20 protein-coding genes are annotated in these 23874 nt (G+C 63.4%); 5 read left to right on the forward strand and 15 right to left on the reverse strand.

What is annotated here, in order from left to right:
• Positions 1-33: 33 nt before the first annotated feature.
• From parC to nudF, 11 genes are all read right to left on the reverse strand, one after another.
• Positions 34-2328, reverse strand: coding sequence for a DNA topoisomerase IV subunit A (gene parC / locus G4923_RS04635; protein ID WP_163135725.1), 2295 nt, complete (start codon positions 2326-2328; stop codon positions 34-36).
• A gap of 78 nt (positions 2329-2406) precedes the next feature.
• A complete protein-coding gene (gene parE / locus G4923_RS04640) occupies positions 2407-4302 on the reverse strand; it encodes a DNA topoisomerase IV subunit B (protein ID WP_163135727.1) in 1896 nt (631 codons plus the stop codon).
• 261 nt (positions 4303-4563) lie between these two features.
• Entirely contained in the window at positions 4564-6576 is a 2013-nt protein-coding gene (locus G4923_RS04645) for an FUSC family protein (protein ID WP_163135729.1), read from the reverse strand.
• A gap of 1 nt (position 6577) precedes the next feature.
• On the reverse strand, positions 6578-7444 hold the full coding sequence (locus G4923_RS04650; protein ID WP_163135731.1) for an efflux RND transporter periplasmic adaptor subunit: 867 nt from the start codon (positions 7442-7444) through the stop codon (positions 6578-6580).
• Positions 7437-7658 carry a DUF1656 domain-containing protein gene (locus G4923_RS04655; RefSeq protein WP_163135733.1) on the reverse strand — a complete coding sequence of 74 codons (222 nt, stop codon included), beginning with the start codon at positions 7656-7658 and terminating at the stop codon, positions 7437-7439. Before G4923_RS04655 ends, G4923_RS04650 begins: the two co-directional genes overlap by 8 nt.
• Before the next feature lie 108 nt (positions 7659-7766).
• Positions 7767-8168 carry a GFA family protein gene (locus G4923_RS04660; protein ID WP_163135735.1) on the reverse strand — a complete coding sequence of 134 codons (402 nt, stop codon included), beginning with the start codon at positions 8166-8168 and terminating at the stop codon, positions 7767-7769.
• Positions 8169-8205: 37 nt separating this feature from the next.
• A complete protein-coding gene (locus G4923_RS04665) occupies positions 8206-8829 on the reverse strand; it encodes an NUDIX hydrolase N-terminal domain-containing protein (protein ID WP_163135737.1) in 624 nt (207 codons plus the stop codon).
• A 2-nt stretch (positions 8830-8831) separates the two neighbouring features.
• Positions 8832-9419 (reverse strand): YqiA/YcfP family alpha/beta fold hydrolase, encoded by a 588-nt coding sequence (locus tag G4923_RS04670; protein WP_163135739.1) that lies wholly within the window; start codon positions 9417-9419, stop codon positions 8832-8834.
• A 13-nt stretch (positions 9420-9432) separates the two neighbouring features.
• Entirely contained in the window at positions 9433-10251 is an 819-nt protein-coding gene (gene cpdA, locus G4923_RS04675; protein ID WP_111913459.1) for a 3',5'-cyclic-AMP phosphodiesterase, read from the reverse strand.
• 27 nt (positions 10252-10278) lie between these two features.
• Entirely contained in the window at positions 10279-10725 is a 447-nt protein-coding gene (locus tag G4923_RS04680) for a DUF1249 domain-containing protein (RefSeq protein WP_025325573.1), read from the reverse strand.
• An 84-nt stretch (positions 10726-10809) separates the two neighbouring features.
• Positions 10810-11451 carry an ADP-ribose diphosphatase gene (gene nudF / locus G4923_RS04685; RefSeq protein WP_025325572.1) on the reverse strand — a complete coding sequence of 214 codons (642 nt, stop codon included), beginning with the start codon at positions 11449-11451 and terminating at the stop codon, positions 10810-10812.
• A gap of 307 nt (positions 11452-11758) precedes the next feature.
• Here nudF and tolC point away from each other — a divergent pair, with 307 nt between their 5' ends.
• Positions 11759-13084: an outer membrane channel protein TolC gene (tolC, locus tag G4923_RS04690; protein ID WP_106885089.1), complete on the forward strand. Its 1326-nt coding sequence runs from the start codon at positions 11759-11761 to the stop codon at positions 13082-13084.
• Between the two features lie 109 nt (positions 13085-13193).
• On the opposite strand, the gene hldE is transcribed toward tolC, so the two are convergent.
• The gene (gene hldE / locus G4923_RS04695) at positions 13194-14621 is read right to left on the reverse strand and encodes a bifunctional D-glycero-beta-D-manno-heptose-7-phosphate kinase/D-glycero-beta-D-manno-heptose 1-phosphate adenylyltransferase HldE (RefSeq protein ID WP_139744090.1); all 1428 of its coding nucleotides are present in this window, start codon (positions 14619-14621) and stop codon (positions 13194-13196) included.
• A 252-nt stretch (positions 14622-14873) separates the two neighbouring features.
• Between hldE and lpxL the strand changes: the two genes are divergently transcribed.
• Positions 14874-15797 (forward strand): LpxL/LpxP family Kdo(2)-lipid IV(A) lauroyl/palmitoleoyl acyltransferase, encoded by a 924-nt coding sequence (gene lpxL, locus G4923_RS04700; protein ID WP_163135741.1) that lies wholly within the window; start codon positions 14874-14876, stop codon positions 15795-15797.
• 67 nt (positions 15798-15864) lie between these two features.
• On the opposite strand, the gene G4923_RS04705 is transcribed toward lpxL, so the two are convergent.
• The 3 genes from G4923_RS04705 to G4923_RS04715 all read right to left on the reverse strand — a co-directional run bounded on the left by G4923_RS04705 (position 15865) and on the right by G4923_RS04715 (position 19639).
• Positions 15865-17844 carry a bifunctional 2',3'-cyclic-nucleotide 2'-phosphodiesterase/3'-nucleotidase gene (locus G4923_RS04705; protein WP_163135891.1) on the reverse strand — a complete coding sequence of 660 codons (1980 nt, stop codon included), beginning with the start codon at positions 17842-17844 and terminating at the stop codon, positions 15865-15867.
• Between the two features lie 127 nt (positions 17845-17971).
• Positions 17972-18592, reverse strand: coding sequence for an L-lysine exporter (lysE, locus tag G4923_RS04710; protein ID WP_163135743.1), 621 nt, complete (start codon positions 18590-18592; stop codon positions 17972-17974).
• A gap of 264 nt (positions 18593-18856) precedes the next feature.
• A complete protein-coding gene (locus G4923_RS04715) occupies positions 18857-19639 on the reverse strand; it encodes a LuxR family transcriptional regulator (RefSeq protein WP_106885094.1) in 783 nt (260 codons plus the stop codon).
• A gap of 64 nt (positions 19640-19703) precedes the next feature.
• Between G4923_RS04715 and G4923_RS04720 the strand changes: the two genes are divergently transcribed.
• The 3 genes from G4923_RS04720 (at position 19704) to G4923_RS04730 (ending at position 23607) form a co-directional block, all read left to right on the forward strand.
• The gene (locus G4923_RS04720) at positions 19704-20330 is read left to right on the forward strand and encodes an acyl-homoserine-lactone synthase (protein ID WP_111913449.1); all 627 of its coding nucleotides are present in this window, start codon (positions 19704-19706) and stop codon (positions 20328-20330) included.
• Between the two features lie 240 nt (positions 20331-20570).
• Positions 20571-21470: a LysR family transcriptional regulator ArgP gene (locus tag G4923_RS04725; RefSeq protein WP_163135745.1), complete on the forward strand. Its 900-nt coding sequence runs from the start codon at positions 20571-20573 to the stop codon at positions 21468-21470.
• A 100-nt stretch (positions 21471-21570) separates the two neighbouring features.
• Positions 21571-23607, forward strand: coding sequence for an exoribonuclease II (locus G4923_RS04730; protein ID WP_139744093.1), 2037 nt, complete (start codon positions 21571-21573; stop codon positions 23605-23607).
• Positions 23608-23874 lie beyond the last annotated feature (267 nt).

Genomic DNA, 23874 nt, shown 5'->3' on the forward strand with positions numbered 1-23874 from the left:
ATAGAAAGGGCGCTTTCGCGCCCTTTCTGCTAATTACCCTTCCTGATTTTCCCCGGCCACCGGCTCGGCACCGGCCACGGGTTCAATCTCGATGCGATCTACCCGCTGCAAGCCTCTTGGCAGCTTGGCGCCGCGGCGGCCGCGCTCGCCGCGGTAGTAGTCAAGATCCGAGGGCTTGAGGGTCAGCTTGCGCTTGCCGGCGAACAGGGTGACATATTGCCCCTGCGGGATAATGGCGGCCATCACCATAAACTCCTCCCGCGCCTTGACCCGCGCCGACGGAATGCTGATCAGCTTGTTGCCCTTGCCCTTGCCGAGCACCGGCAGAGTGCTGAGCGGGAACAGCAGCATGCGCCCCTCGTTGGAGATGGCCATGCAGAGATCGGTCTCTGGCGAGCCAATCTTCTGGGGTGCCATCACCAGGCCCCCTTCCGGCACCGTCAGCAGCGCCTTGCCGTTCTTGTTCTTGCCAATCAGGTCGTCATATTTGCAGACGAAGCCGTAACCGGCGTCACTGGCGATGAGATAAGGCTCGCCCTCATTTCCCATCACCAGATGGCGCACCTCTTCCCCCGCCCCCAGGGCGAAGCGGCCGGTGAGCGGCTCCCCCTGACTGCGAGCGGAAGGCAGGGTGTGCGCCTCCAGGGAATAGGTGCGGCCCAGGCTGGAGAGGAAGACTGCCTGCTGGTTGCTGCGCCCGCAGGCGTGGGCCAGATAGCCATCCCCCGCCTTGTAGGAGAGGCCGGCCACGTCTACGTCGTGGCCCTTGGCGGCCCGTACCCAGCCCTTGTCGGACAGAATGACGGTTACCGGCTCGCTCGGGGTCAGCTCTTTCTCGGTCAGGGCCACGGCGGTGGCACGCTCCACCAGCGGGGTGCGGCGATCGTCGCCGTACTTTTCGGCATCCGCCAGCAGCTCTTTCTTGAGCAGGGTGTTGAGGCGACGCTCGGAACCCAGGATCAGTTCCAGCTTGTCGCGCTCCAGCGCCAGCTCTTCTTGCTCGGCGCGCAGCTTGAACTCTTCGAGCTTGGCCAGATGGCGCAGTTTGAGCTCGAGGATGGCCTCGGCCTGGGTCTCGCTGATGTTGAAGCGCTCCACCATCACCTTGCCCGGCTCATCCTCGGTGCGGATGATCTCGATCACCTCGTCGATGTTGAGATAGGCCACCAGCAAGCCTTCGAGGATGTGCAGGCGGGCCAGCACCTTGTCGAGACGATATTGCAGACGGCGACGCACCGTCTCGCGGCGGAAAATGATCCACTCGGAGAGGATCATCTTGAGGGTCTTCACCTGGGGTCTGTTGTCCAGCCCCAGGATGTTGAGGTTGACCCGGTAGTTCTTCTCCAGATCCGTGGTGGCGAACAGGTGGGCCATCAGCCCCTCCACATCCACCCGGTTGGAGCGGGGAATGATCACCAGTCGGGTCGGGTTCTCGTGGTCCGATTCATCCCGCAGGTCGGTGACCATGGGCAATTTCTTCGCCACCATCTGGGCGGCGATCTGCTCCATGATCTTGGCGCCCGAGGCCTGATGGGGCAGCGCCGTGATGACGATGTCGCCATCCTCCTCGCTCCACACCGCCCGCTGCTTGATGGAGCCCTTGCCGGTCTCGTAGATTTTGCGGATGTCGTCCCGGGGCGTGATGATCTCGGCGTTGGTCGGGTAGTCCGGCCCCTGGATATGTGTCATCAACACATCCAGCCCCGCATTGGGGTTGTCCAGCAGCTCGGCGCAGGCAAGGGCCACTTCCCGCGCGTTGTGGGGCGGAATGTCGGTCGCCATGCCCACCGCGATGCCAGTCACCCCGTTGAGCAGTATGTGAGGCAGGCGGGCGGGCAGCACCACGGGTTCCTTCATGGTGCCGTCGAAGTTCGGCGTCCACTCCACAGTGCCCTGGCCGAGCTCGGAGAGCAGCAGCTCGGAGAAGCGCGACAGCCGCGCCTCGGTGTAACGCATGGCGGCGAAGGATTTGGGATCGTCCGGCGCACCCCAGTTGCCCTGACCGTCCACCAGCGGGTAGCGGTAGGAGAAGGGCTGGGCCATCAGCACCATGGCTTCATAACAGGCGCTGTCGCCGTGGGGATGGTACTTACCCAGCACGTCACCCACGGTACGGGCGGACTTCTTGTGCTTGGAGAGCGCGGACAGCCCCAGCTCGCTCATGGCGTAGATGATGCGCCGCTGCACGGGCTTGAGGCCGTCACCTATGTGGGGCAGGGCCCGGTCCATGATGACGTACATGGAGTAGTTCAAGTAAGCCTGTTCGGTGAAGGCGCGCATGGGCTGGCGCTCTACCCCGTCCAGACTGAGCTCGATAGCATCACTCATAAGGTTGTTCTCTTGCTAGGGTGCGCCACTGGGCGGCGCACCTGAAAGTCGGGTCGGCTGATGACAGAGGCCATTGGCTTAGATGATCGCAAGGTTGCCCTTCTCCTCAAGCCACTCGCGGCGATCCGGGGCACGCTTCTTGGCCAGCAGCATATCCATCAGCTGCAGGGTCTCGTCCCCCTCCTCCAGCTCGCCCATGGTGAGCTGCACCAGGCGGCGAGTGTTGGGATCCATGGTGGTTTCCCGCAGCTGTTTCGGGTTCATCTCACCCAGGCCCTTGAATCGGGTCACCATCACCTTGCCCTTCTTCTTCTCGGCCTCGACCCGTTGCAGCACGCCGTTCTTCTCGTCCTCGTCGAGGGCATAGAAGACCTCCTTGCCGATGTCGATCCGGTAGAGCGGCGGCATGGCCACATAGACGTGGCCCTTGTTGACCAGGGTTCTGAAATGCTTAACAAAGAGTGCGCAGAGCAGGGTGGCGATATGCAGACCGTCCGAGTCCGCATCCGCCAGTATGCACACCTTGCCGTAGCGCAGGCCGGAGAGATCCTCGGAGTCGGGATCCAGGCCTATGGCCACCGAGATGTCGTGCACTTCCTGGGAGGCGAGCACCTGACCGGCCTCCACCTCCCAGGTGTTCAGTATCTTGCCGCGCAGGGGCATGATGGCCTGGAATTCACGGTCCCGCGCCTGCTTGGCGCTGCCGCCTGCAGAGTCACCCTCCACCAGGAACAGCTCCCCCTGCATGGGGTCGGCGCAGTTGCAGTCGGTGAGCTTGCCGGGCAGGGCCGGGCCTTGCGTTATCTTCTTGCGCACCACAGTCTTGGCGGCGCGCATCCGGCGCTGGGCGCTGCTGATGCAGATCTCCGCGATCTGCTCCGCCAGCTCGGTGTTGCTGTTTAAGTAAAGGCTGAAGGCATCCTTCACCACCCCGGAGACGAAGGCCGAGCTCTGGCGGGACGACAGCCGCTCCTTGGTCTGACCGGCGAACTGGGGATCCTGCATCTTGACGGAGAGGATGTAGGCGCAGCGATCCCAGATGTCTTCCGGCGTGAGCTTGACCCCGCGCGGCAACAGGTTGCGGAACTCGCAGAACTCGCGCATGGCGTCCAGCAGGCCCTGACGCAGGCCATTGACGTGGGTGCCGCCGAGCGCAGTGGGGATCAGGTTCACATAGGATTCGGCGAGGCACTCGCCCCCTTCCGGCAGCCAGCACAGGGCCCAGTCCACCGCAGACTGCTCGGTGCTGAAGGCGCCGACGAAGGGCTGCTCCGGCAGGCAGGTGAACTGCTTGACCGCATCAATGAGGTAATCCTTGAGGCCATCCTCGTAGCACCACTCCAGCTTGATGCCGGTGTTCTTGTCGAGGAACTTGATGGTGAGGCCGGGGCAGAGCACGGCCTTGGCCTTGAGCAGATGCTCGAGCTTGGAGACCGAGAAGCGCGGCGAGTCGAAGTAGCGCGCCTCTGGCCAGAAGCGCACCCGGGTGCCGGTGTTGCGGCGCCCGCAGGTGCCTGTGATGGTCAGCTCCTGCACCTTGTCGCCGCGCTCGAAGGCGATGTCATAGACCTGGCCGTCCCGGCGCACCGTCACCTCGACCCGATCGGAAAGGGCATTCACCACAGAGATGCCCACCCCGTGCAGACCGCCGGAGAACTGGTAGTTCTTGTTGGAGAACTTGCCCCCCGCGTGCAGCTTGCAGAGGATCAGCTCCACACCGGAAACGCCCTCTTCCGGGTGAATGTCGACCGGCATGCCACGGCCGTCATCGATCACCTCGAGAGACTGGTCCTCGTGCAGGATCACCTCCAGGGTGCGGGCATGGCCCGCCAGCGCCTCATCGACGCTGTTGTCGATGACCTCCTGGCCGAGGTGATTGGGCCTGGTGGTGTCTGTGTACATGCCGGGGCGGCGACGCACCGGTTCGAGGCCATTGAGGACCTCAATGGCATCCGCATTGTATTGAGTGGACATGGAGGGCCTTGCGAATTGACGTTTGGAGGGAATCTTACTCGCTGGGAGGGTCTTGGACAAATAGGGCGGTGGCAAAGGGTGATCCAGAGAGGCTATGGCCCCGCAGGATCAGGCGGGTGTCAGTGCCTTGGGTTTCGCCAGCAACAAGGACGAGAGGGATCAGGCGGGCGCCAGGGCCGAGGGCTGCACCTGCAACAAGGACGATAGGGATCAGGCGGGCGCCAGGGCCATGGGCTGCACCTGCAACAAGGACGAGAGGGATCAGGCGGGCGCCAGGGCCGAAGGCTGCGCCTGCAACAGGGGGGAGAGGGAGCAATGGAGTCGCCACACCAGGCCCGCCAGCTCCCGGGCCGAGGGCTCGGGGTGATCGGCCAGGCCGAGGCTGATGCGATCCAGCTCGGCCAGGGTCTGATGGAGGGAGCCGTGTTGCACCCCCTGCTCGGTGAGGATCCCCTCAAGACAGCGCACGCAGGCGTCCCGCACCAGATAGAGTGCCGGCTCCCTGCCCCGCCACTGGCGCAGTTGCCAGACGATGTGGCTGCAGTTGAGCAGCACTACGCCCCAGCGCAGCACCCAGAGCCGGGCGCCCTGATCCTGCCCCTGACCGAGCTGGCTGATGCAGTGATAGATGAGGGATTCAAACTGGCTCTCGCTCTGCCGGGGCCTGGCGGCCAGCTGATCGATGAAGTGGCGGCGCAGGGAGCGGATGAGGCGGCGGCTCTTGCGCCTGTCCGAGCTGGGTCTGAGGATCTGGAACGCCAGTCCCGCCACCATGACCCCCAGCACCTTGCCGATGCTGTCGTTGACGAAGGTTTGATAGTCGTAACTCGGCGGGTTGGTGATGGCGAGGAAGGAGCCGAGCAGCACTATGAGCTGGCCCCAGAGCGCCGCCGACGAGGGGCGCTGCAACTTGATCAACTGCATGGTGATGAGCGCGGGGAACAGCAGGGCGCAGAACAGCCAGAAGTCGTCGATGCGGATCATCAGGCCGAACTTGACCGCGAAGCAGACCAGGCTCAGCAGCAGGATGGCCTGCAGCATGGTCTGGGTCCCCTTGGTCGGCGTCGGGGTGGCCGAATAGAGCACGCAGCAGATGGAGAGCAGGGTCAGGGCCGAGGCGCCCGACTCCCACTGGGTGTTGATCCAGAAGGCGCAGCCCAGCACCACGCAGAGGAAGGTGCGACCGCCGTTGTAGGCCGCCTCGACGCTGTCGTTGTAACGGGTGAGCGAGCTGTGGTGCGGCGGCGTGGGCCACTCCTGGCCGTCATAGGGCGCCAGCCGGCCGAGCCAGCGCTGGCACTCCAGATAGCTCCAGCAGAAATGGCGCAGGCGCAGCCAGAAGGTGCGGTGGCGAAAATCACGGCCCGACTCGGCCACGAAGGGAGCCAGCAGGCGGGCGATGCGGTATTTGTCGCAATCGGGCTCGCCCAGCGCGCGGATCACCGAGGTCAGCAGGGGGGTCAACCCGTCCGGCAGCTGCGGCCAGTGTTGCAGCATGCGGCGCACTCCGGAGATCAGGCTGACCATCCGCAGCTGGCGGTGCAGCAGGAAGTTGAGCAGCCGGTTGTGGCGGCGCAGCCGGTGGTGACTCCACACCGCCTGAATGCGCAGCACGTTCATGGTGAGGATCTGGCCGATGATTCCCTCGTGGGCACCGCGCACATCGGCCCCCGCCTCCCCCAGCCAGAGCAACTGGGCGTGCTCCCGCAGCCGGGCCTGACTCTTGCCAAGGGACGCCAGCAGTGTCTCTCCATCCGAGAGGCTCGGCAGAATCATCATCATCAGACCGCCGCAGAGGATGCCCACTATCACCTCGCTCACCCTGGCCTGGGCGATGTCGAAGATGTGCTCTGTCTCGGTCACGTTGACGCAGGAGAAGGCGATGATGGCCGCAGTGTAGCCCGCCAGGGCAAAGGCGTAGGAGACGTTGTTCTGATAGTGGTTGGAGATGTAGGTGCAAAGGCCGAGCCAGAGCGCGATAAGGAAGCTGAACAGCCAGGGATCGCTGATGCCAAGACCGGTGATCATCACGGCCGCCATGGCGCCGATGAGGCTGCCCACTACCCGCCCCAGGCTCTTGCTGATGACGCCGCCGACGGTGGGAAAGCTCACCACGGCGGCCGAGGTCATGGCCCAGTAGGGGGCATCCAGTTGCAGCACGAAGGCCAGCCAGAGCGACAGGCACATGGCCAGGCTGTTGCGCAGGGCATAGCGCCACTGGCCCTCATTGGCCTGACCCCAGGGTGTCTGGCGCCAGCGTCCCCGGCCTGCCACCCTATTCCCCTATGGTGATGGTGCAGGTGGTGCCCGCGATCAGGGCAAGCTCGGGCGGCACATCCAGCAGACGGATCCGCACCGGCACCCGCTGGGCCAGCCGCACCCAGGGCACGTTCGGCTTGACGTCGAGCAGCAGCCCCTGGCTCCCCTCCAGGCTCTGATCGTGAATGGCGCGCCCTATGCTCTCCACCTCCCCCTTGAGCGCCTGCTCCCCACTGTAGAGCACCATGCGCGCCGGCTTGCCCGGCGCTATGTGCCTGAGCTTGGTCTCTTCGAAATAACCCTGCACGTAGAAGGAGTGGATATCTACCAAAGCCACCAGAGGCACCCCGGCGCTAGCGTAGTTGCCGACCCTGGCCTGCAGGTTGGTGATGTAACCGTCGCTGGCGGCGTGCACCTCGGTTCGCGCGAGCGACCATCTGGCCTGCTCCAGATTGGCCTGGGCCACCTGATAGGCCGCCTTCATCGCCTGGGCATTGAGCCTGGACTCGTCGACCGCCTCGGCGGAGATGACGGTGCGGGACAGTCCCTGGCGACGCCTGGCCTCGTGCTCCGCCTTGTCGAGATCCGATTTCGCCTTGGCCAGCGCCGCGTTGGCGTTGTCCAGGGCAATCCGGTAGGGCACGGGATCCAGGCTGAACAGGGTCTCCCCCTTCTTCACCAGCTGGTTGTCCTTGATCCAGATGCTGACTATCTTGCCCGACACCTCGGGGGTGATGCTGACCAGCTCGGCCCGCACCTTGCCATCCCGGGTCCAGGGGCCCTGCATGTAGTAGTTCCACAACCACCAGAGCGACACCAGCGCCAGGGCGCACACCAGCAGGGTGGAGAAGTATTTGAGGGTTGCCAGGGGAGATTTAGCCATGTAGCAGTATCCAGAGTGCGCCACTGACGGCGAGGATAAACAGGGAGAGATCCATCAGAAGAGGGTGCCAGACGTCCCCGCCGTAGAGCCAGTCTCTCAGCAGGTGGTGCACCGGCAACCAGCCGAGCAGGCCGAGCAGCACCGCCTTGAACAGGGGGGGAAAGTAGAGCGAGGCCCCCAGGATCAGATCCGGCAGCGCTGAAGCAGTCGTCATGGGCAGGCTCCCGGTTGGCAAGAGGAGGAGAATGGCCCGCCAGAGCGCAGGCTGACCAAGGTTAACACAGCCATTTCGGCGGCTACAGAAGCAGATGGCTCCATGCCGTCATTCAGCCCTGTCGGCCGGGTGGTTGATGCCATCCCGCAGCGGCACCTCGCCGAGCGCGAACGGGTTGACCCCCTCGAGACAGGCGAGGTTGTAGCCATACTCGGCCGGGTTGGAGCGGCGCTGGTGGTGGGTGTAGATGCCGCAGACGCCGCAGAAGTAGTGCTTGGCGGTACGGGTGTTGAACTGGTAACAGCGCAGCACCTCCTCTCCCTGCAGGATGCGGATGCCAGAGAGCGGCACAGAGGCGACTATGGCCCCCCGCCGCCGGCAGAGGGAGCAGTCGCAGCGGCGGGGATCCACCACACCATCCGGCAGACTGAGCTCCAGCACCAGGGCGCCGCAATGGCAGCTGGCCCTGTGTTTCGCCTGAATGGGGGTATTGCCGATTTGTTTGATCATATGGCCTCCTTGCCACCGGGCACGGGGCCCTGTCGTCTCAATCGAACAGCGTCTCGCACCGCCCCTGCCGCACATGGTCGTGAAGACTGCGCAATTGGGACTCCACCACCCGGTGGCGGGAGAGCGGAGGCAGGGCGTCGATGGGGAAATAGGCCGCGCCTCGGGTCTCGTCAGTCTCGGTGAGCAGCACTCCGCCTGTCACCTCGCACAGGAAGAAGGCCTTGTGGGCATGGGGCAGTTGCGGGGGATGGGGGTGTTTGAGCTTGTCGAACAGGGCCAGCAGTTGCACGGCGCGGCACTCAAGGCCCGTCTCTTCAACAACCTCGCGCACCACTGCGCCCGCTGGCGAGTCGCCTATGTCGCACCAGCCCCCGGGCAGAGTCCAGAGTCCGTCGCTGCGCTCCTGCACCAGCAGCAGCCGGCCCGCGTCATCCAGGATCAGCGCCCGCACATCCAGCTTGGGGGTGGGATAACCGCTGTCCAGAGCAATCCAGTGGGCGATGGCCTCGTGATCCAGCTCGCTCTGGCTGGCGATAAGCGTGGCAGCCGCGTTTCGCAGCGCCTCGAAGCGGGCGATATCGAAGGGATCTTGGGAGTAGGTGAGCCCGGCCTGAGCCGTGGCCAGCACCTGTTCCAGAAAGGCGGCCAACGGCGGTTGCACGGCTAGAGCCCGAGGAAGCGCACTATCTGGGCGGGATAGCGCTCGAAGCCGACGAAGGCGTGGTTGCCGCCGCACTCCAGGGAGAGGCGGGCAAACTCGTATTCCCTCAATGCCTTGCGATAGTCGAGCACCTCATCCTCCTGCTGTTGCAGGATCCAGAGTCGCTCGGGGGCGCTCACCGGTACCGCCAGCGCCCGCAGCTCGTCCATGTGGGTCGGCAGCAGCTCGTAGCGCTCGTCGGTATAGGGATTGACCTGGTGGCCCAGGTAGTCGCAGAGCAGTTCATGGGGGCGCACCGCCGGATTGATCAGCGCCGCGCGGCAGCCATGCAGCTCGCTCACCCGGGTCGCCATAAAGCCGCCGAGGGAGCTGCCCACGGCACCTAGCCTGAGGCGGCCATCATGGCGAGCCCTGGCCTCGGCAATGACGCCCTCTATGGCCTCCCAGGCCGCCGCCGGGGTATTGGGCTGGGCCGGGATAAGCACTTCGATGTCGGGCCTGTGCTCGGCCACCCAGGCAGCCATCTGCTGCGCCTTGGCCGAGCCGGGCGATGAGTTGAAACCGTGCAGATACAGCAGAACCGGGGTCATGGTGGCGGACTCCTCAATACCCGGTGGCGTTGGGGTCGGGCACGAACTGCCCCACCGGCAACCGCCACACCTGGCTGGCAATGCGGCCATCCGGATGCAGGGTGAGATAACGCCAGCCCGGGCCGGACTCGTCCAGGGCGAAGCCATCGGAGAGCGGCTTGAACTGGATGCAGGTGGAGGGGCTCGCGATCAGCCTCACCCCCTGGTGCACCTCGTCAAACTCCTGATGCACATGGCCGAACAAGATGGTCTTCTGCTGGGGATGGCGGGCCAGCACGGCGAAGAGATCGTCGGCATTCTTGAGATTGTGCTGATCCAGCCAGGCGCAGCCCACCGGCACCGCCTGATGGTGCAGGGCGATGAGGGCGTGGCGCTCGGGATGCTGACGCAGGGCGCTGTCCAGCGCCGCCAGCTGGTGATCCCCGAGCACACCATGGGGTTTGCCGCGCACCTGGGTATCGAGCAGGATCACCTGCCAGTGGTCTCCCACCAGCTGCTTGGCTTCGCTGATCCCGGCGGCGTGGAGGTACTCCGTCATCAGGGGGCCGTCATCGTGGTTGCCGGGCAACCAGTAGATGGGGCGCGCCAGCGGGGCCATCATGGAGGCGAACCGCTGATAGGATTCCGGGCTGTGATCCTGGGACAGATCCCCGGTGGCGAGGATCAGATCGAACGGATGCGCATTGGCCTGCACCTGCTCCAGCACGGCGGCCAGGCTCTCTGCGGTTCGCACGGCCAGCAGTCGTCCCTCTGCACTGGCGAAGAGATGGGTATCGGTAATCTGTAACAGGCGCACACTGCCGTCCGGCGCCTGAGGTAGCTCTGTTTCCAAAATCACGCTTCTTTTTTATGGGTTCGACTAGAGGATGTTGATCAGGCTGGTGCCATGTTTGAGACAAAATCTTAGCCAATCGGCCAAGAATAGATTTACCTGCTCTTTTTCATCCCTGTGGTGCATTTTTTTATTGGGATAATCATAACGTGGTTGCAACATTGAAATCTGTTGCGCCGCACACACTTCCGCCATCCGCACATCGTGATACAAACGAATCTCTATACGAGCCTGCAAGTAGCTCGGCAACTCGGGATTGTGCTGGGCCAGGATCACCTGACTGGTGAAGCGGCTCTCTTCGCTGACGGTGAGCTGGAACTGCAGGCCGTTGCCCACCTGATAACGGCGCTCCGCCCCCACGCTGCCACCGGGGGGCAGCAGCTTCATCAAGGCCATGTAATTTACCTCGCAGGTGCGCTGCAAGGACATTAGATCAGGCACATAGCGTTTCATCGGGCTCTGGACTAATGGCATATCGCAACTCCATCAATCAGGGTCCATGGACGATTGACCTCGCAGGCAGGAGGCACATGGTGCCTGGCGTGAACGAGCGCCACCTTAGCGCCCCGCCAGCCAGCGGGCCTGCAGCTCGCCATGATTGAGGGCCAACCATTGCAGGGCGATGACGGAGGCGGCATTGTCGATGCGCCCCTCCTTGAGCCAGGCGTAGGCCTGCTCGCGGCTCACCACGTGCACCCGGATGTCTTCACCCTCTTCCGCCAGACCGTGGATCCCCGCCGCCTGGCTGGCATCCACCTCCCCCACATAGACCTCGATACGCTCTGTGCTGCCACCCGGGCTCACCAGGTAGCTGATGGCATGCTCGCAGCGACCCACCTCGATGCCCGCCTCTTCCACCGCCTCGCGGCGTACCACGGCTTCTGCTGTCTCCCCTTCATCTATGATGCCGGCCACCAGCTCCAGCAGCCAGGGAGTGGGGCTGGTCTCGATGGCACCGATGCGGAACTGCTCCACCAGCACTATCTGGTCGCGCACGGGATCATAAGGCAGCAGCGCGGCCGCATGGCCCCGCTCGAACAGCTCGCGGACTATGGGCTCATTCCAGCCACCGGCAAATAACCTGTGTTGCAGGCGATAGACGTTCACTTTGAAAAAGCCGTTGTATCCAGATGATTTATCGATGATTTTCACATCATCACCGGAATAGTGACTGGTTTGAGGCAAGGCTTGCTGTGACATACGAGACTCCTACCAGCTTGACTTGGCTTGGTTTGACCATAATATTCGGGGGCATGAATGAACATTCATTCACTCGCTCTCGCCGACGATGAGGGATGGATTTTAGCAGCCACAGGACATTTGGCTAGGCGCGTGGCCGAGAAAACTCGCCCTGACTCTTGACGTTTCTGTCGCTGGAAAAGAGACAGTTCGCAATGAAATCTGCTTGTAGTAGAGTGGTTAAGCTGAAATCAAGCTTGGTCGGTGACAATCCCCTCCTTCATCCAGCGGACAGCTTTGGGTTGATAAATAAGGTTAAAACTATCATATGAAAAGAACACTCTTGTCAGTCATGGTGATGCTGGGTGTGAGCAGTGCCGCTCATGCCGAAAACCTGCTCGAAATCTACCAGCAAGCCCAGATCAAGGATACCCAGCTGCTGGAATCCAAGGCCAAGCGGGACCAAGCCTTCGAGAAGATCAACGAATCCCGCGCCGCTCTCTTGCCACAGATCAATCTGGGCGCCGGCCTGAACTACCTGCAGAACAAGGACGATACCCAGACCAACAGCGGTGCCAGCGGCAGCGTCACCCTGGATCAGTCCGTCTATCGTCGCAGCAACTGGGTCAACCTGGACCTGACCGAGAAGAGCGCCACCCAGTCCGACGTGGCCTACAACCTCGAGTACCAGAACCTGATGCTGCGTACCGCTCAGGCCTATTTCGACGTGCTCAAGGCGATGGATACCCTGGAGTTCGTCCGTGCGAACAAGACCGCGGTAGAGCGTCAACTGGAACAGACCCAGCAGCGCTTCGAAGTGGGCCTGACCGCCATCACGGACGTGCATGAAGCCGAGGCCGAGCGCGATCAGGCGCTGGCAGACGAGATCAATGCCGAGAACACCCTGGACAACAGCTACGAGAGCCTGCGCGAGCTGACCGGCATCGATCATCGCCAGCTGGACGTGCTCAACACCGAGCGTTTCGCCCCGCAGAAGACCCCGTTCAACTCCGACAAGTGGCTGGAGCTGGCCCTGGACAAGAACCTGGAGCTGCACAGCGCCCGCATCGGCAAGGACATCGCCAAGGAGCAGATCGATCTGGCCAAGACGGGCCATGAGCCGACCCTGGATCTGGGCGCCGGCCTCACCGCCGGTTACAACGACTACAAGGACGAGATCCGCAACCCCGAGAGCAACAGCAATCAGGGCAATATCGGCCTGAACTTCAACCTGCCGCTCTACACCGGGGGCGCCACCACCTCCCAGGTCAAGCAGGCCCAATTCAACTACGTGGCCGCCAGCGAGCAGCTGGAGCGCAGCTTCCGCTCGGTGCAGAGCACAGTGCGTTCTTCCTATAACAACGTGAACGCCAGCATCGGCTCGGTGCGCGCCTACAGCCAGTCCGTCATCTCCGCCGACAGCGCCCTGAAGGCGACCGAGGCCGGTTATGAAGTGGGTACCCGGACCATAGTCGACGTGCTGGACTCCACCCGCAAGCTGTACCAGGCCAAGCAGAAACTCTCCGAGGCCCGTTACAACTACATCCTCAGCATCCTCTCCCTCAAGCAGGCCGCCGGCATACTGGAGCAGAAGGATCTGGAAGACGTGAACCAGGGCCTGATGCCCGCCGCCCAGGTCACCAAGAAGTCCTGAGCCGGATTCACGGCATGAAAAAAGGCGACCTTATGGTCGCCTTTTTGCTGCCTGCTTGCCGCTCGCCAGAGGCGAGTGGTCAGGCACCTCCGGCCGAGGCCGGAGGTGCTCAGCCGCGCTCGCGTATGGTCTTGATGATCTCGCTGGTGGAGCAGCCGTCCTCGAAGTTCAGCACCCGCACCTCGCCACCGTTGGCGGTCACTTCGGCATAGCCGGCGATCTCTTCGGGCTTGTAGTCGCCCCCCTTGACCAAGAGGTCTGGCAGGATCTCGGCGATCAGTCGCTGGGGCGTGTCCTCACCGAAGGGCACCACCCAATCTACGGCACCCAAAGCCGCCAGCACCGTCATGCGGCGCTCTGTGGGGTTGACCGGACGGCCCGGCCCCTTGAGGCGGCGCACGGACTCATCGGTGTTGACCGCGACTATCAGGCGATCCCCCAGCTTGCCCGCATTGGCCAGGTAGGAGACGTGGCCCGCATGCAGGATATCGAAGCAGCCGTTGGTCATCACCACCTTCTCGCCGCGCAGGCGGGCGGCCTGCACGGCCACCTTGAGCTGGGCCTCGGACATGACGCCAAAGCCGGTCTCCTGTTCGGTGTAGAGGGCGTTGGCCAGCTCCACCGGGCTCACTGTGGAGGTACCCAGCTTGCCCACCACTATGCCGGCGGCTGTGTTGGCCAGGGCGCAGGCCTCGTCCAGGCTCATGCCGGCGGCCAGGGAGGTCGCCAGGGTGGAGATGACGGTATCGCCGGCACCGGTGACGTCATAGACCTCGTGAGCCTGGGCCGGCAGGTGCAGCTCGGGCTGTCCTTCGCGGATCAGGGTCATGCCGTTCTCGGAACGGGTCACCAGCAGGGCGTCCAGCTCGAAGCGCTTGACCAGCTCCAGCCCCTTGGCGACCAGCTCCTCTTCGCTCTTCACCTTGCCCACCACGGCCTCGAACTCGGACATGTTGGGGGTCAGCAGGGTGGCGCCGCGATACTTCTCGAAATCCGTCCCCTTGGGATCCACCAGCACAGGGATGCCGGCGGCACGGGCGCGAGCAATCATGCCAGGCACGTCGTTCAAGGCGCCCTTGCCGTAGTCGGAGAGGATCATCACGTCGGCCCCTGGCAGCGCCTGCTCCACCTTGCTCATCAGCAGGCTGGCGTCCACGTCGTGGAAGGCCTCTTCAAAATCGAGGCGCAGCAGTTGCTGGTTGCGGGACAGCACCCGCAGCTTGGTGATGGTCGGGTAGTCGGTCAGACGAACGAAATCACAGGCGACCTTGACCCCTGCCATCTGGCCGGCCAGGGCATCGGCGGCCTCATCCTGACCGGTCAGCCCGAGCAACACGGCCTGGGCACCCAGGGCGGCGGAGTTCAGGGCCACGTTGGCGGCGCCACCCGGGCGCTCTTCGATGTGCTCGACCTTGACCACGGGCACCGGCGCCTCGGGGGAGATGCGGCCGGTGGGGCCATGCCAATAGCGATCCAACATGACATCGCCAACGACCAGAACGCGGGCTTTCTCAAACTCGGGCAGGGTGATTTTCATCTGTATCGGCTCTCAAAACCTGAAAATTTCAGCGGCCGATTTTATCACACTCTTTTCCGGGACGTGAAAAAAGCACAGCCATGCCCGCCACGGCGCCCCCGTCTGACCCCTCTGACCAGGTGATGGCGATTCGCACCCACCCCCATTTTTCGGATAGAATCCCCAGATTGCGAGTGACAGCCTATCCAGGGGCTCCGATCCCCCCGTGTCGGCTGGGCTCCCTCCCTTGCCTTTGTGAACAAGAGACTCTTCATGGCCAACGAACATGCCCCCCGCCTCGAACCCCGTCTGTTCCATCCCCGTTACTGGGGCAGCTGGTTCGGTCTGTGCCTGCTCTGGCTGCTGGTACTGCTGCCCTGGCGCAGCCAGATGTGGCTGGGTCGCCAGCTCGGCACCCTGGCCCGCAAGGTATTGAAATCCCGCGTCAAGATTGCCCGTCGCAACCTGGAGCTGGCGATGCCCGAGCTCAGTCGGGATCAGCGGGAAACCCTGCTCAAACAGAACTTCGAGAGCGTGGGTTGCGCCATCTTCGAGGTGGGCATGGCCTGGTTCTGGCCCGACTGGCGGATGCGCCGCCTGATGAAGGTGGAAGGGGAAGAGCATGTCATCGACGCCATCGAAAAGGGTCAGGGCATGCTGCTACTCTCCTGCCACTTCCTGACGCTGGAGCTCAATGCCCGCTGCTTCGGCCTGGTGCGGCCCGGGGTCGGCGTCTATCGCCCCAACACCAATCCGGTGCTGGAGTACGCCCAGTACCACGGTCGCTGCGCCTCCAACAAGTACCTGGTGGATCGCATGGACGTGAAGGGGATGATCAAGGCGCTGCGCAACGGCGACGCCCTCTGGTATGCGCCTGATCACGACTACGGCAGCCACGCCAGCGTCTTCGTGCCCTACTTCGCGGTGGAGCAGGCGGCCACCATCACGGGCACCGCCACCCTGGCCAGGGTCAAGAACACAGTCACCCTGCCCTGCTACAACATCCGTACCCAGGAGGGCTACACCCTGCACATAGGAGCGCCGCTGGAAGGCTACCCGAGCGGTGACGACCTGGTCGATGCCGCCCGCGCCAACCGCGAGATTGAAGCCGCCGTGCGCAAGGCCCCGGAGCAGTACATGTGGCTGCATCGCCGCTTCAAGACCCGTCCCAACCCGGACGACGCGGGTTTCTACTAAGGCCCCTTCCCAATGAAAAAGCCCTCGCATGCGAGGGCTTTTTTACGGGTCTGCGACCGCGCCTGAATTACTGGCGGATCAGGCGGTAGATGGCGTAACCGGGATGTTTGGCGTCGTCCATCGCCAGGGTGGACTTGTACTCAAGATCCGCACCGGCCAGAGCCTTGGCCTCATCGCTCGGCGAGGAGTAGAGCCGCACGTCAACCCCCACTGGCTGCGCCTTCATGTGCCAGTTGTTGTTGGCCGCCGGGCTGAAGCCCGCCGGATTGGCAGCAGACTGGGACTTGAGGTACTGGGCGATGATCTCCCGCGTCTCGAAGGGATCTTCATGGACTATGTTGCTGCCATCGATCCCCGGGAAGTGACCGCCGCCGCTGGCGCGGTAGTTGTTGGTCACCACGTAGAACTTCTGGGCCGGATCCACCGGCTGGCCGTTGAAGGTGAGGCCGCTGATGCGCTGACCGTCGCTCACCTTGAGCCCCTCCTTGCTGTAACGGGCCGGCTGGGTGATGTCCACCTCGTAGCTCACCCCGTCGATCACGTCGAAGTTGTAGGTCGGGAAGCTTTCGTTCACCAGCCACTGCACCTCGCTCTTGCCGGTGTCTATCTGGTTGAACTGGCCGGCGCTCATCTCCAGCCACTCCTTGACGGTGGCCCCGTTCACCTCGACCACCTGCAGGGTGTTCGGATAGATGTAGAGATCGGAGACGTTGCGCAAGGAGATGTTCCCCTGGGCCACATAGGTGAAGTCATTGATGCCGTTGCGCCCGCCGCGGAAGGGGGCTGCCACCGACAGGATCGGGTAGGACTCCTTGAGCAGACCGTCTCGTTGCAGCTGCTCGGCGTGCTGACGCTGGGCATCGCTCACCAGCTGCACCGAGGGGTCATCCTGCACCAGGGCGAAGAAGCTGTGGATGGGAGAGGTGATCTTGCCCAGCGGCTCGTCCAGCCACTGGTTGGTGGCGTCGTGATCCGCCTGCACCAGATCCACCACCCGCTGATCCACGGCGCTGCCTTCGCTTGAATCTATTTTGCGCAGGCTGGCCTGGCTCTGCTTCACCTGCCACTTGCCATCCACTTGCTCCAGCTTGAGATCTATGATGCCGAGGTGGTTGCCCCAGTAGCCGGGCATCACGGTCGGAATGCCACTCAGGGTGCCGGCCTTGTTGTCCACCTCGGGCAAGTCCGGGAAGTCACCGGGGAAGTTCTTGTGGGCGTGACCCAGCATCAGGGCATCTATCCCCTTCACCTTGGCCAGGTGCCAGGCGGAGTTCTCCATCATGGCCTCGTAGCTGTTGGCATTGATGCCGGTGTGGGCCACCACCACCACCAGATCGGCCCCCTTGGCGCGCAGCTCGGGCACATAGTGGTTGGCGGTCTCGACCATGTCGGCCACCACCACCTTGCCTTCCAGATGGCGCTTGTCCCACTGCAGCACCTGGGGCGGCGTCAGACCCAGGATGCCGACCTTGACGGTCTGTGACTGGCCCTTGTCATCCGTCACCTGGCGCTCCAGCAGCAGATAAGGGGTGAACTTGTTGCCGCTCCAGTCAATCTGTCCCTTGGCGTCTCGCTTGAAGGCACCCGCCTCGAACACGTTGGCGTTTACATAGGGGAACTCGGCCCCCGCCAGCACCTTGCCGAGGTAATCCAGGCCGTAGTTGAACTCGTGGTTGCCGAGGTTGCCCGCGTCATAACCCAGCTCGTTCATCGCCTTGAACACAGGGTGGGCCTGCTTCTCGAGGTAGCCGGCACCGGACTGCTCGAAGATGTAGTCCGCCAGCGGCGTGCCCTGGATCAGGTCACCGTTGTCGAGCAGCAGGTTGTTGGGGTTTTCGGCGCGGGCGGCGCGGATCAGCAGGGCGGTGCGGGAGAGGCCGAACTTGCGGTCTTCCTTGTTCTGGTAGTAGTCATACCCCAGCACGTTGGAGTGGATGTCGGAGGTCTGGATCAGGCGCAGGGAGACTGTCCCCGGCTGCGCCTTGCTGTCATTTTCATTGCTGCAGGCGGTCAGCAGCACGATGGCGGCGATTGCCCCCAGCTTCATGGAGTTATTCACTGTCTTTTCCCTTTTATTATGAGTAACGCTTTACCAGCGCCGGGAATTTAACAGACGAATATGTCAGCAGATGACACCGGGACTCATTTTTATGAAGCCCGGCACAAAAATAGCCTTATGAGGCCAGCAGAGCCCCGCTGGCCAGCTTGACCGCCAGCACCAGCATTATGATACCGACAACCATATCAATGACTTGCTGCACCCTGCTCCGGGCAAGCCAGGGAGAAAGCGCCGCCGCCCCGAAGGCCAGCCCGTAGAACCATACCAGAGAGGCTAGCATGGCGCCTGCGGCGAAGGCGGGCCGCAGATCCTCGGCAAACTGGCTGCCGAAGGAGCCGAGCAGCATCAGGGTATCCAGGTAGACGTGGGGGTTGAGCAGGGTCACCCCCAGGGTCATGGCGAGCACGCTCTTGACCCCCATCAGCTGAGGAGAGTCCGCTAGGGCCGCCCCCTGTCCGCGCCAGGCACTGCGCAGGGAGCGCCCCCCGAACCAGCCGAGAAACAGCACGCCGCCCCAGGTCAGCAGCGCCAGGCCGATAGGGCTGGCCGCCAGCAGGTTGGCACCGCCAAACACCCCTATGCCGATCAGCACGAGATCGCACAGACAGCAGAGGGTCGCCGTCAGCAGATGGTGGTTGCGGTGAATGCCCCGGCTCAGCACGAAGGCATTCTGGGCACCTATGGGGATGATCATGGCGAGGCCGAGGGTAAAGCCCTGCAGTGTGGTCGCGAACATGGACAAACCTTTGTGTGGGAGATCTGGGGGCACTATAAGGGGAGGCGTGAAATCAGAGAAATTCATTCATTTTCTGATGCATTCAAAAAACTGATAAGGCGGGGCGAAAAACGACATCTGACAGGCTGTCAATTGCAGGATCTGACAATTGTGGCCCCGGGGGCCCGCCCCGAGAATCGCCAAAGTGACGAGATCGGCTTGGGACACTGGGTGATGGCGACAGAGGAGATGCCGAGCGACAGGGCAGCGTCGCCCGGCCGGCATTCACTGCAACAGTCTGGGGAAGTTGGTGACCACCACCTGCTCCAGATTCGGCAGCAAGATACCGCTGCTGACCCCTTTGGCGATGGCCTGGTAGCGATTCATCGACCCCGTTTTGCGGGTGACCTGGTTGAGGTGGTAGTTCACGGTGCGCTCGGTGATCCCGAGGATGCAGGCGATCTCCCCCGATGTCTTCCCTTCGCTGGCCCAGAACAGGCACTCGGTCTCCCTATCCGTCAGGGCCTCCTGGGGATCCTCCTCCCTCATGCTTTGACGCACTATCCGGATCGCCGCCTCGAAGATGTAGTTGGACATCCAGGAGAGGATGGGCGAGGACTCCAGCAGCAGGTCACTGGATGCCCGCTCCCGGGTGATGAACGACAGTATGCCGTTCTCCCCCGTCGCCCCGTGCAGCGGAAACGAGATGCCGTTGCGCAACCCGAACTCCGCCGCCAGCCCCATCACGTCCATGCTCCCCTCTTGCAGGAAGCGCGCCTTCTCGTCCAGCCGGTTCCAGTAGATGGGCAGGGTCTGTGTGCGGGCGAGCTGGATGATGGGATCGCAGGCCAGCATGTTGTTCACCGTGTAGGCCTGCACCCAGGAGTCAGGGCACTGGTTGAACAACACCACCTTGGGCCTTTGCATCGACATGGGCAGGATAAGCGCAAATCGATAGTAGTCGTAGCCCATTCCCAGGGTGAAGCGGCCGATCAGCTCGGCCAGCCGGTTTCCATCCGTTACCAGCGTGAAATGTTCCAGATACTCAAGCAGTTGGTCGCGTGTCATAGGCTAGCCTCCCCTGGCCAAGGCCTTGGATTATAGCGCCTAACCATGAAATGGAGAGACATGAATGCTTGTTTTCAAAGGAAAATTGAAAGAACACCCCAGATGGGAGGTCGAAAACGAGCTTTATCGCTTTCGCAAGCGCGTCTTCTCCGATCGGCTCGGTTGGGACGTGGAATCCCACCGGGGTCTGGAGCGGGACAGCTTCGACAAGCCCGATACCCACTGGGTGTTGATTGAAGATGAAGAGGGTCTGTGCGGCTGCATCAGGCTGCTCAGCTGCGCCCAGGACTACATGCTGCCCAGCATCTTTCCCGGTGCCCTCGCCGGCGAGCGTCCCCCGCGCGGCGCCGATGTCTGGGAGCTGACCCGGCTTGCCATCGATGCCGGCCGCGCTCCCGCGCTCGACAACGGCATCAGCGAGCTGACCTGCGTCATCTTCCGCGAGGTTTATGCCTTCGCCAGGGAACAGGGGATCCGGGAGCTGGTCGCCGTGGTCAGCCTGCCGGTGGAGCGCATCTTCCGCCGCCTCGGCCTGCCCATAGAGCGGCTCGGTCACCGTCAGGCGGTGGATCTGGGGGCCGTACGCGGAGTCGGGATCCGCTTCCAGCTGGACGAGCGCTTCGAGCGCGCCGTCAACCGTCCCCTGCGGGGGGAGTACGCCCCGGCCGGGGAGCTGCTCGGCATGAGCTGACCCCATAAAAAAGTCCCGGGCTGACACCCGGGACCAAAACTCTCGCTATGGCCCGTTTCCACCCCATGCAAAAACGGACCAAATGAGTATCTTATGAATCTCACTTTGTCGCTACTGTCACATCTCACAGTGACAGCCCGGGATGTCCCCCACGCAGTGCCCGCCGTCGGGCCTGGTTGTTCTCCCTCCCCCGCTCCAGTAGCATCCTTGCTCAATCCCCTTCTCTGATAAGGAATGCTGATGAAGACGCTGGACTACAAGCTGCTGCTGGCACTGGATGCCGTGATGCAGGAGCAGAACTTCGAGCGCGCCGCCCAGCGTCTGCACATCACCCAGTCCGCCATCTCCCAGCGCATCAAGCAGCTGGAGCAGCAGTTTGCCGAGCCGCTGATCATCCGCAGCCAGCCCCTGCAGGCCACGGCCCTCGGGCAGAAGCTGCTGGCCCACTACCGTCAGGTACGCCAGCTGGAGTTGGAGCTGGCGGGCGAACTCTCCCCCAGCGAGCCCCAGGCGCCGATCCGGGTCAGCATAGCCGTCAACGCCGACAGCCTGGCCACCTGGTTTCTGCCCGCCCTGGCCCCCCTGCTGGAACAGCACCCCATAGAGCTGAACCTGCTGGTGGATGACGAGAGCCGCACCCTCGACAAGGTGCGCGAGGGCCAGGCGTTCGGCGCAGTCAGCCTGCAGCCGCAGGCCCTGGCCGGTTGCTGCGTCGACGAGCTCGGCGAGATGCGCTACCTGCTGACCGCCAGCCCCGCCTTCGTCGCCCGCCACTTCCCCAAGGGGCTCACCCCGGCGGCACTGGCCAAGGCACCGGCGGTCGCCTTCGATCAGCGCGACGACATGCACGTCAGCTTCATGGCCCGCCACTTCGCCCTGGCCCCCGGCGGCTACCCCTGCCACACGGTGCGCTCGTCGGAGGCCTTCGTCGCCATGGCCGAGCAGGGGCTGGCCTGCTGTCTCATCCCCGAGTTGCAGATCCGCCAACAGCTCGCACAGGGGCTGCTGCTCGATCTCAGCCCGGATCTCCACCTGGTCGAGCGCCTCTACTGGCACCGCTGGGTGCTGGAGCGGGGGCTGCACAAGCAGATCTCATTGCGCCTGATCGAGCAGGGTCGCCGGGCACTGCAACCCCGCTGAGCGGGCCATTCACCTTGGCTTTGGAGGGGTAAAAACGTATAGTGCTGGGCGATCCTTCATCAGGTCTCCACCCAGGTTTTCCACTTCAGGTTCCTCACTTATGTTCCAAGACAATCCGCTGCTGGCCCAGCTCAAGCAACAAATCCGCGAAAACATCCCCAAGAAAGAGGGTGTTATTCGCGCCTCCGATCGGGGCTTCGGCTTCCTGGAGGTCGATGAGAAGACCAGCTATTTCGTGCCGCCTCCCTACATGAAGAAGGTGATGCACGGTGACCGGGTGAGCGCCCTGATCCGTACCGAGAAAGAGAAGGAAGTGGCCGAGCCGGATGCCCTGCTGGAGCAGGCCGTGGTCCGCTTCGTCGGCCGCGTCAAGATGTTCCGCGACCGCCTCAACGTGGTGCCTGATCACCCCCTCATCAAGGACGCCATCAAGGCCCGCGCCAAGAAGGGTCTGGACGAGAAGTCCTTCAAGGAAGGGGACTGGGTGGTGGCGACCCTCAAGCGTCACGCCCTGGTGGATGGCAACTTCTCCGCCGAGATAACCCAGCTCATCGCCGACAAGGACGATCACAACGTGCCCTGGTGGGTAGTGCTGGCGCGCCACAACCTGGCCCAGATCGAGCCGGCGGACCTGCCCGAGTGGAACGTCATCGAAGAGGAAGAGCTGCCCCGTCGCGATCTGACCCAGGTGCCCTTCTTCACCATAGATGGCGCCAAGACCAAGGACATGGATGACGCCCTCTCCATCCGCAAACTGGACAACGGCTGGGAGCTGCTGGTCGCCATCGCCGATCCGACCGCCTATGTGGCCGAAGGCAGCGAGCTGGACCAGGAAGCCGCCAAGCGCGCCTTCACCGTCTACATGCCGGGCCGCAATGTGCCCATGATACCGCGCACCCTCTCCGACGAGCTCTGCTCCCTGAAAGAGGGCGAGGAGCGCAACACCCTGTGCGCACGTCTGCTGATCGCCGAGGATGGCCTGCTGCTGGAAGAGACCGAATTCTTCGCCGCCCGCATCGTCTCCCACGCTCGTCTGAACTATGACGACGTCTCCGACTGGGCCGAGCACGGCAAGGCGCTGGACATAGACGCTGGCGTCCTGGCCCAGCTGCCGCTGATGAAAGCCATGACGGAGGCGCGGATCAAGTGGCGTACCGAGCACGCCCTGGTGTTCCCGGACCGTCCCGACTACGACTTCGAACTGGGTGAGAACGGCGCCGTGCTGGCCATCCATGTGGAGCCGCGCCGCATCGCCAACCGGATGATCGAAGAGTCGATGATAGCCGCCAACATCTGCGCCGGTCGCGTGCTGGGCAAGAGCGTCGGCTACGGCATCTTCAACGTCCACACCGGTTTTGACGAGGAGTCCCTCGACGGCGCCATCGACCTGCTCAAGAGCGCCGAGGCGCCGTTCGAGAAGGAAGAGATCGCCAGCCTGACCGGCTTCTGCGCCCTGCGCCGCTGGATCGACAGCCTGGACACCCGCTGGCTGGACGGCAAGATCCGCCGCTTCCAGAGCTATGCGCTGATGTCCGCCGAGCCGGGTGCCCACTACGGCCTGGGGCTGGATGCTTACGCCACCTGGACTTCCCCGATCCGCAAGTACGGCGATATGGTCAACCATCGTCTGCTCAAGGCCGTCATCGCCGGCAAGACCCCGGGTGAGCGTCCGAGCCAGGAACTGACCGAACACCTGACCGAGTGCCGCCGCCTGCACCGCAGGGTGGAGCGCGACATCGGCGACTGGCTCTATGTCCGTTACCTCCAGGCCGCCGCCGGTACCGATCAGCTGTTCAACGCCGAGATCATCGATGTGATGCGGGCCGGCCTCAAGCTGCGTCTGCAGGAGAACGGCGCCGTGGTCTTCATGCCCGCCCGCCATATCCTGGACAACAAGGACAGGCTGGAGTGCAACTGGGACAACGGTCGCGTCTACCTGGACAAGACCGAAGTGGTCTATGAGCTGGGCCAGATCATCGAGGTGAAGCTGAGCGAGGCGGTGGAAGAGACCCGCTCCCTCATCGCCAAGCCGGCGGTGGCCCTGGTGCCGGGTCCGGCACCGGAAGCACCGGCGGCCGAGAGCACAGCAAGCGAGAGCAGCGAGGCGGCGGCCGACGCGGCCCCCAAGGCGGAATAAGCCCCGCGCCCCTGCACGCCAAGAGCCCGCAACATTGCGGGCTTTTTTATGGGCGCGGCAACCTGGGCAGCAGCCTCAGGGGGTGTGGATGGGCTGGGTCGACCCCTACCTGTGCTTGTGGCTGTGCCGACACTCCCATTTTTCGCAGCGGGTATTGGCAGGCGTCGCCAGGGAGGCCATCAGGACCAACCAAAGGAGGCGGGACAGCGCCCAAGTGGCCGAAAGCGCGGGGAGCAAAACTGAAAGTGGGTTACAAAACCACTGATT

The sequence above is a fragment of the Aeromonas rivipollensis genome (assembly GCF_010974825.1).
In the GTDB taxonomy this organism is placed as follows: domain Bacteria; phylum Pseudomonadota; class Gammaproteobacteria; order Enterobacterales; family Aeromonadaceae; genus Aeromonas; species Aeromonas rivipollensis.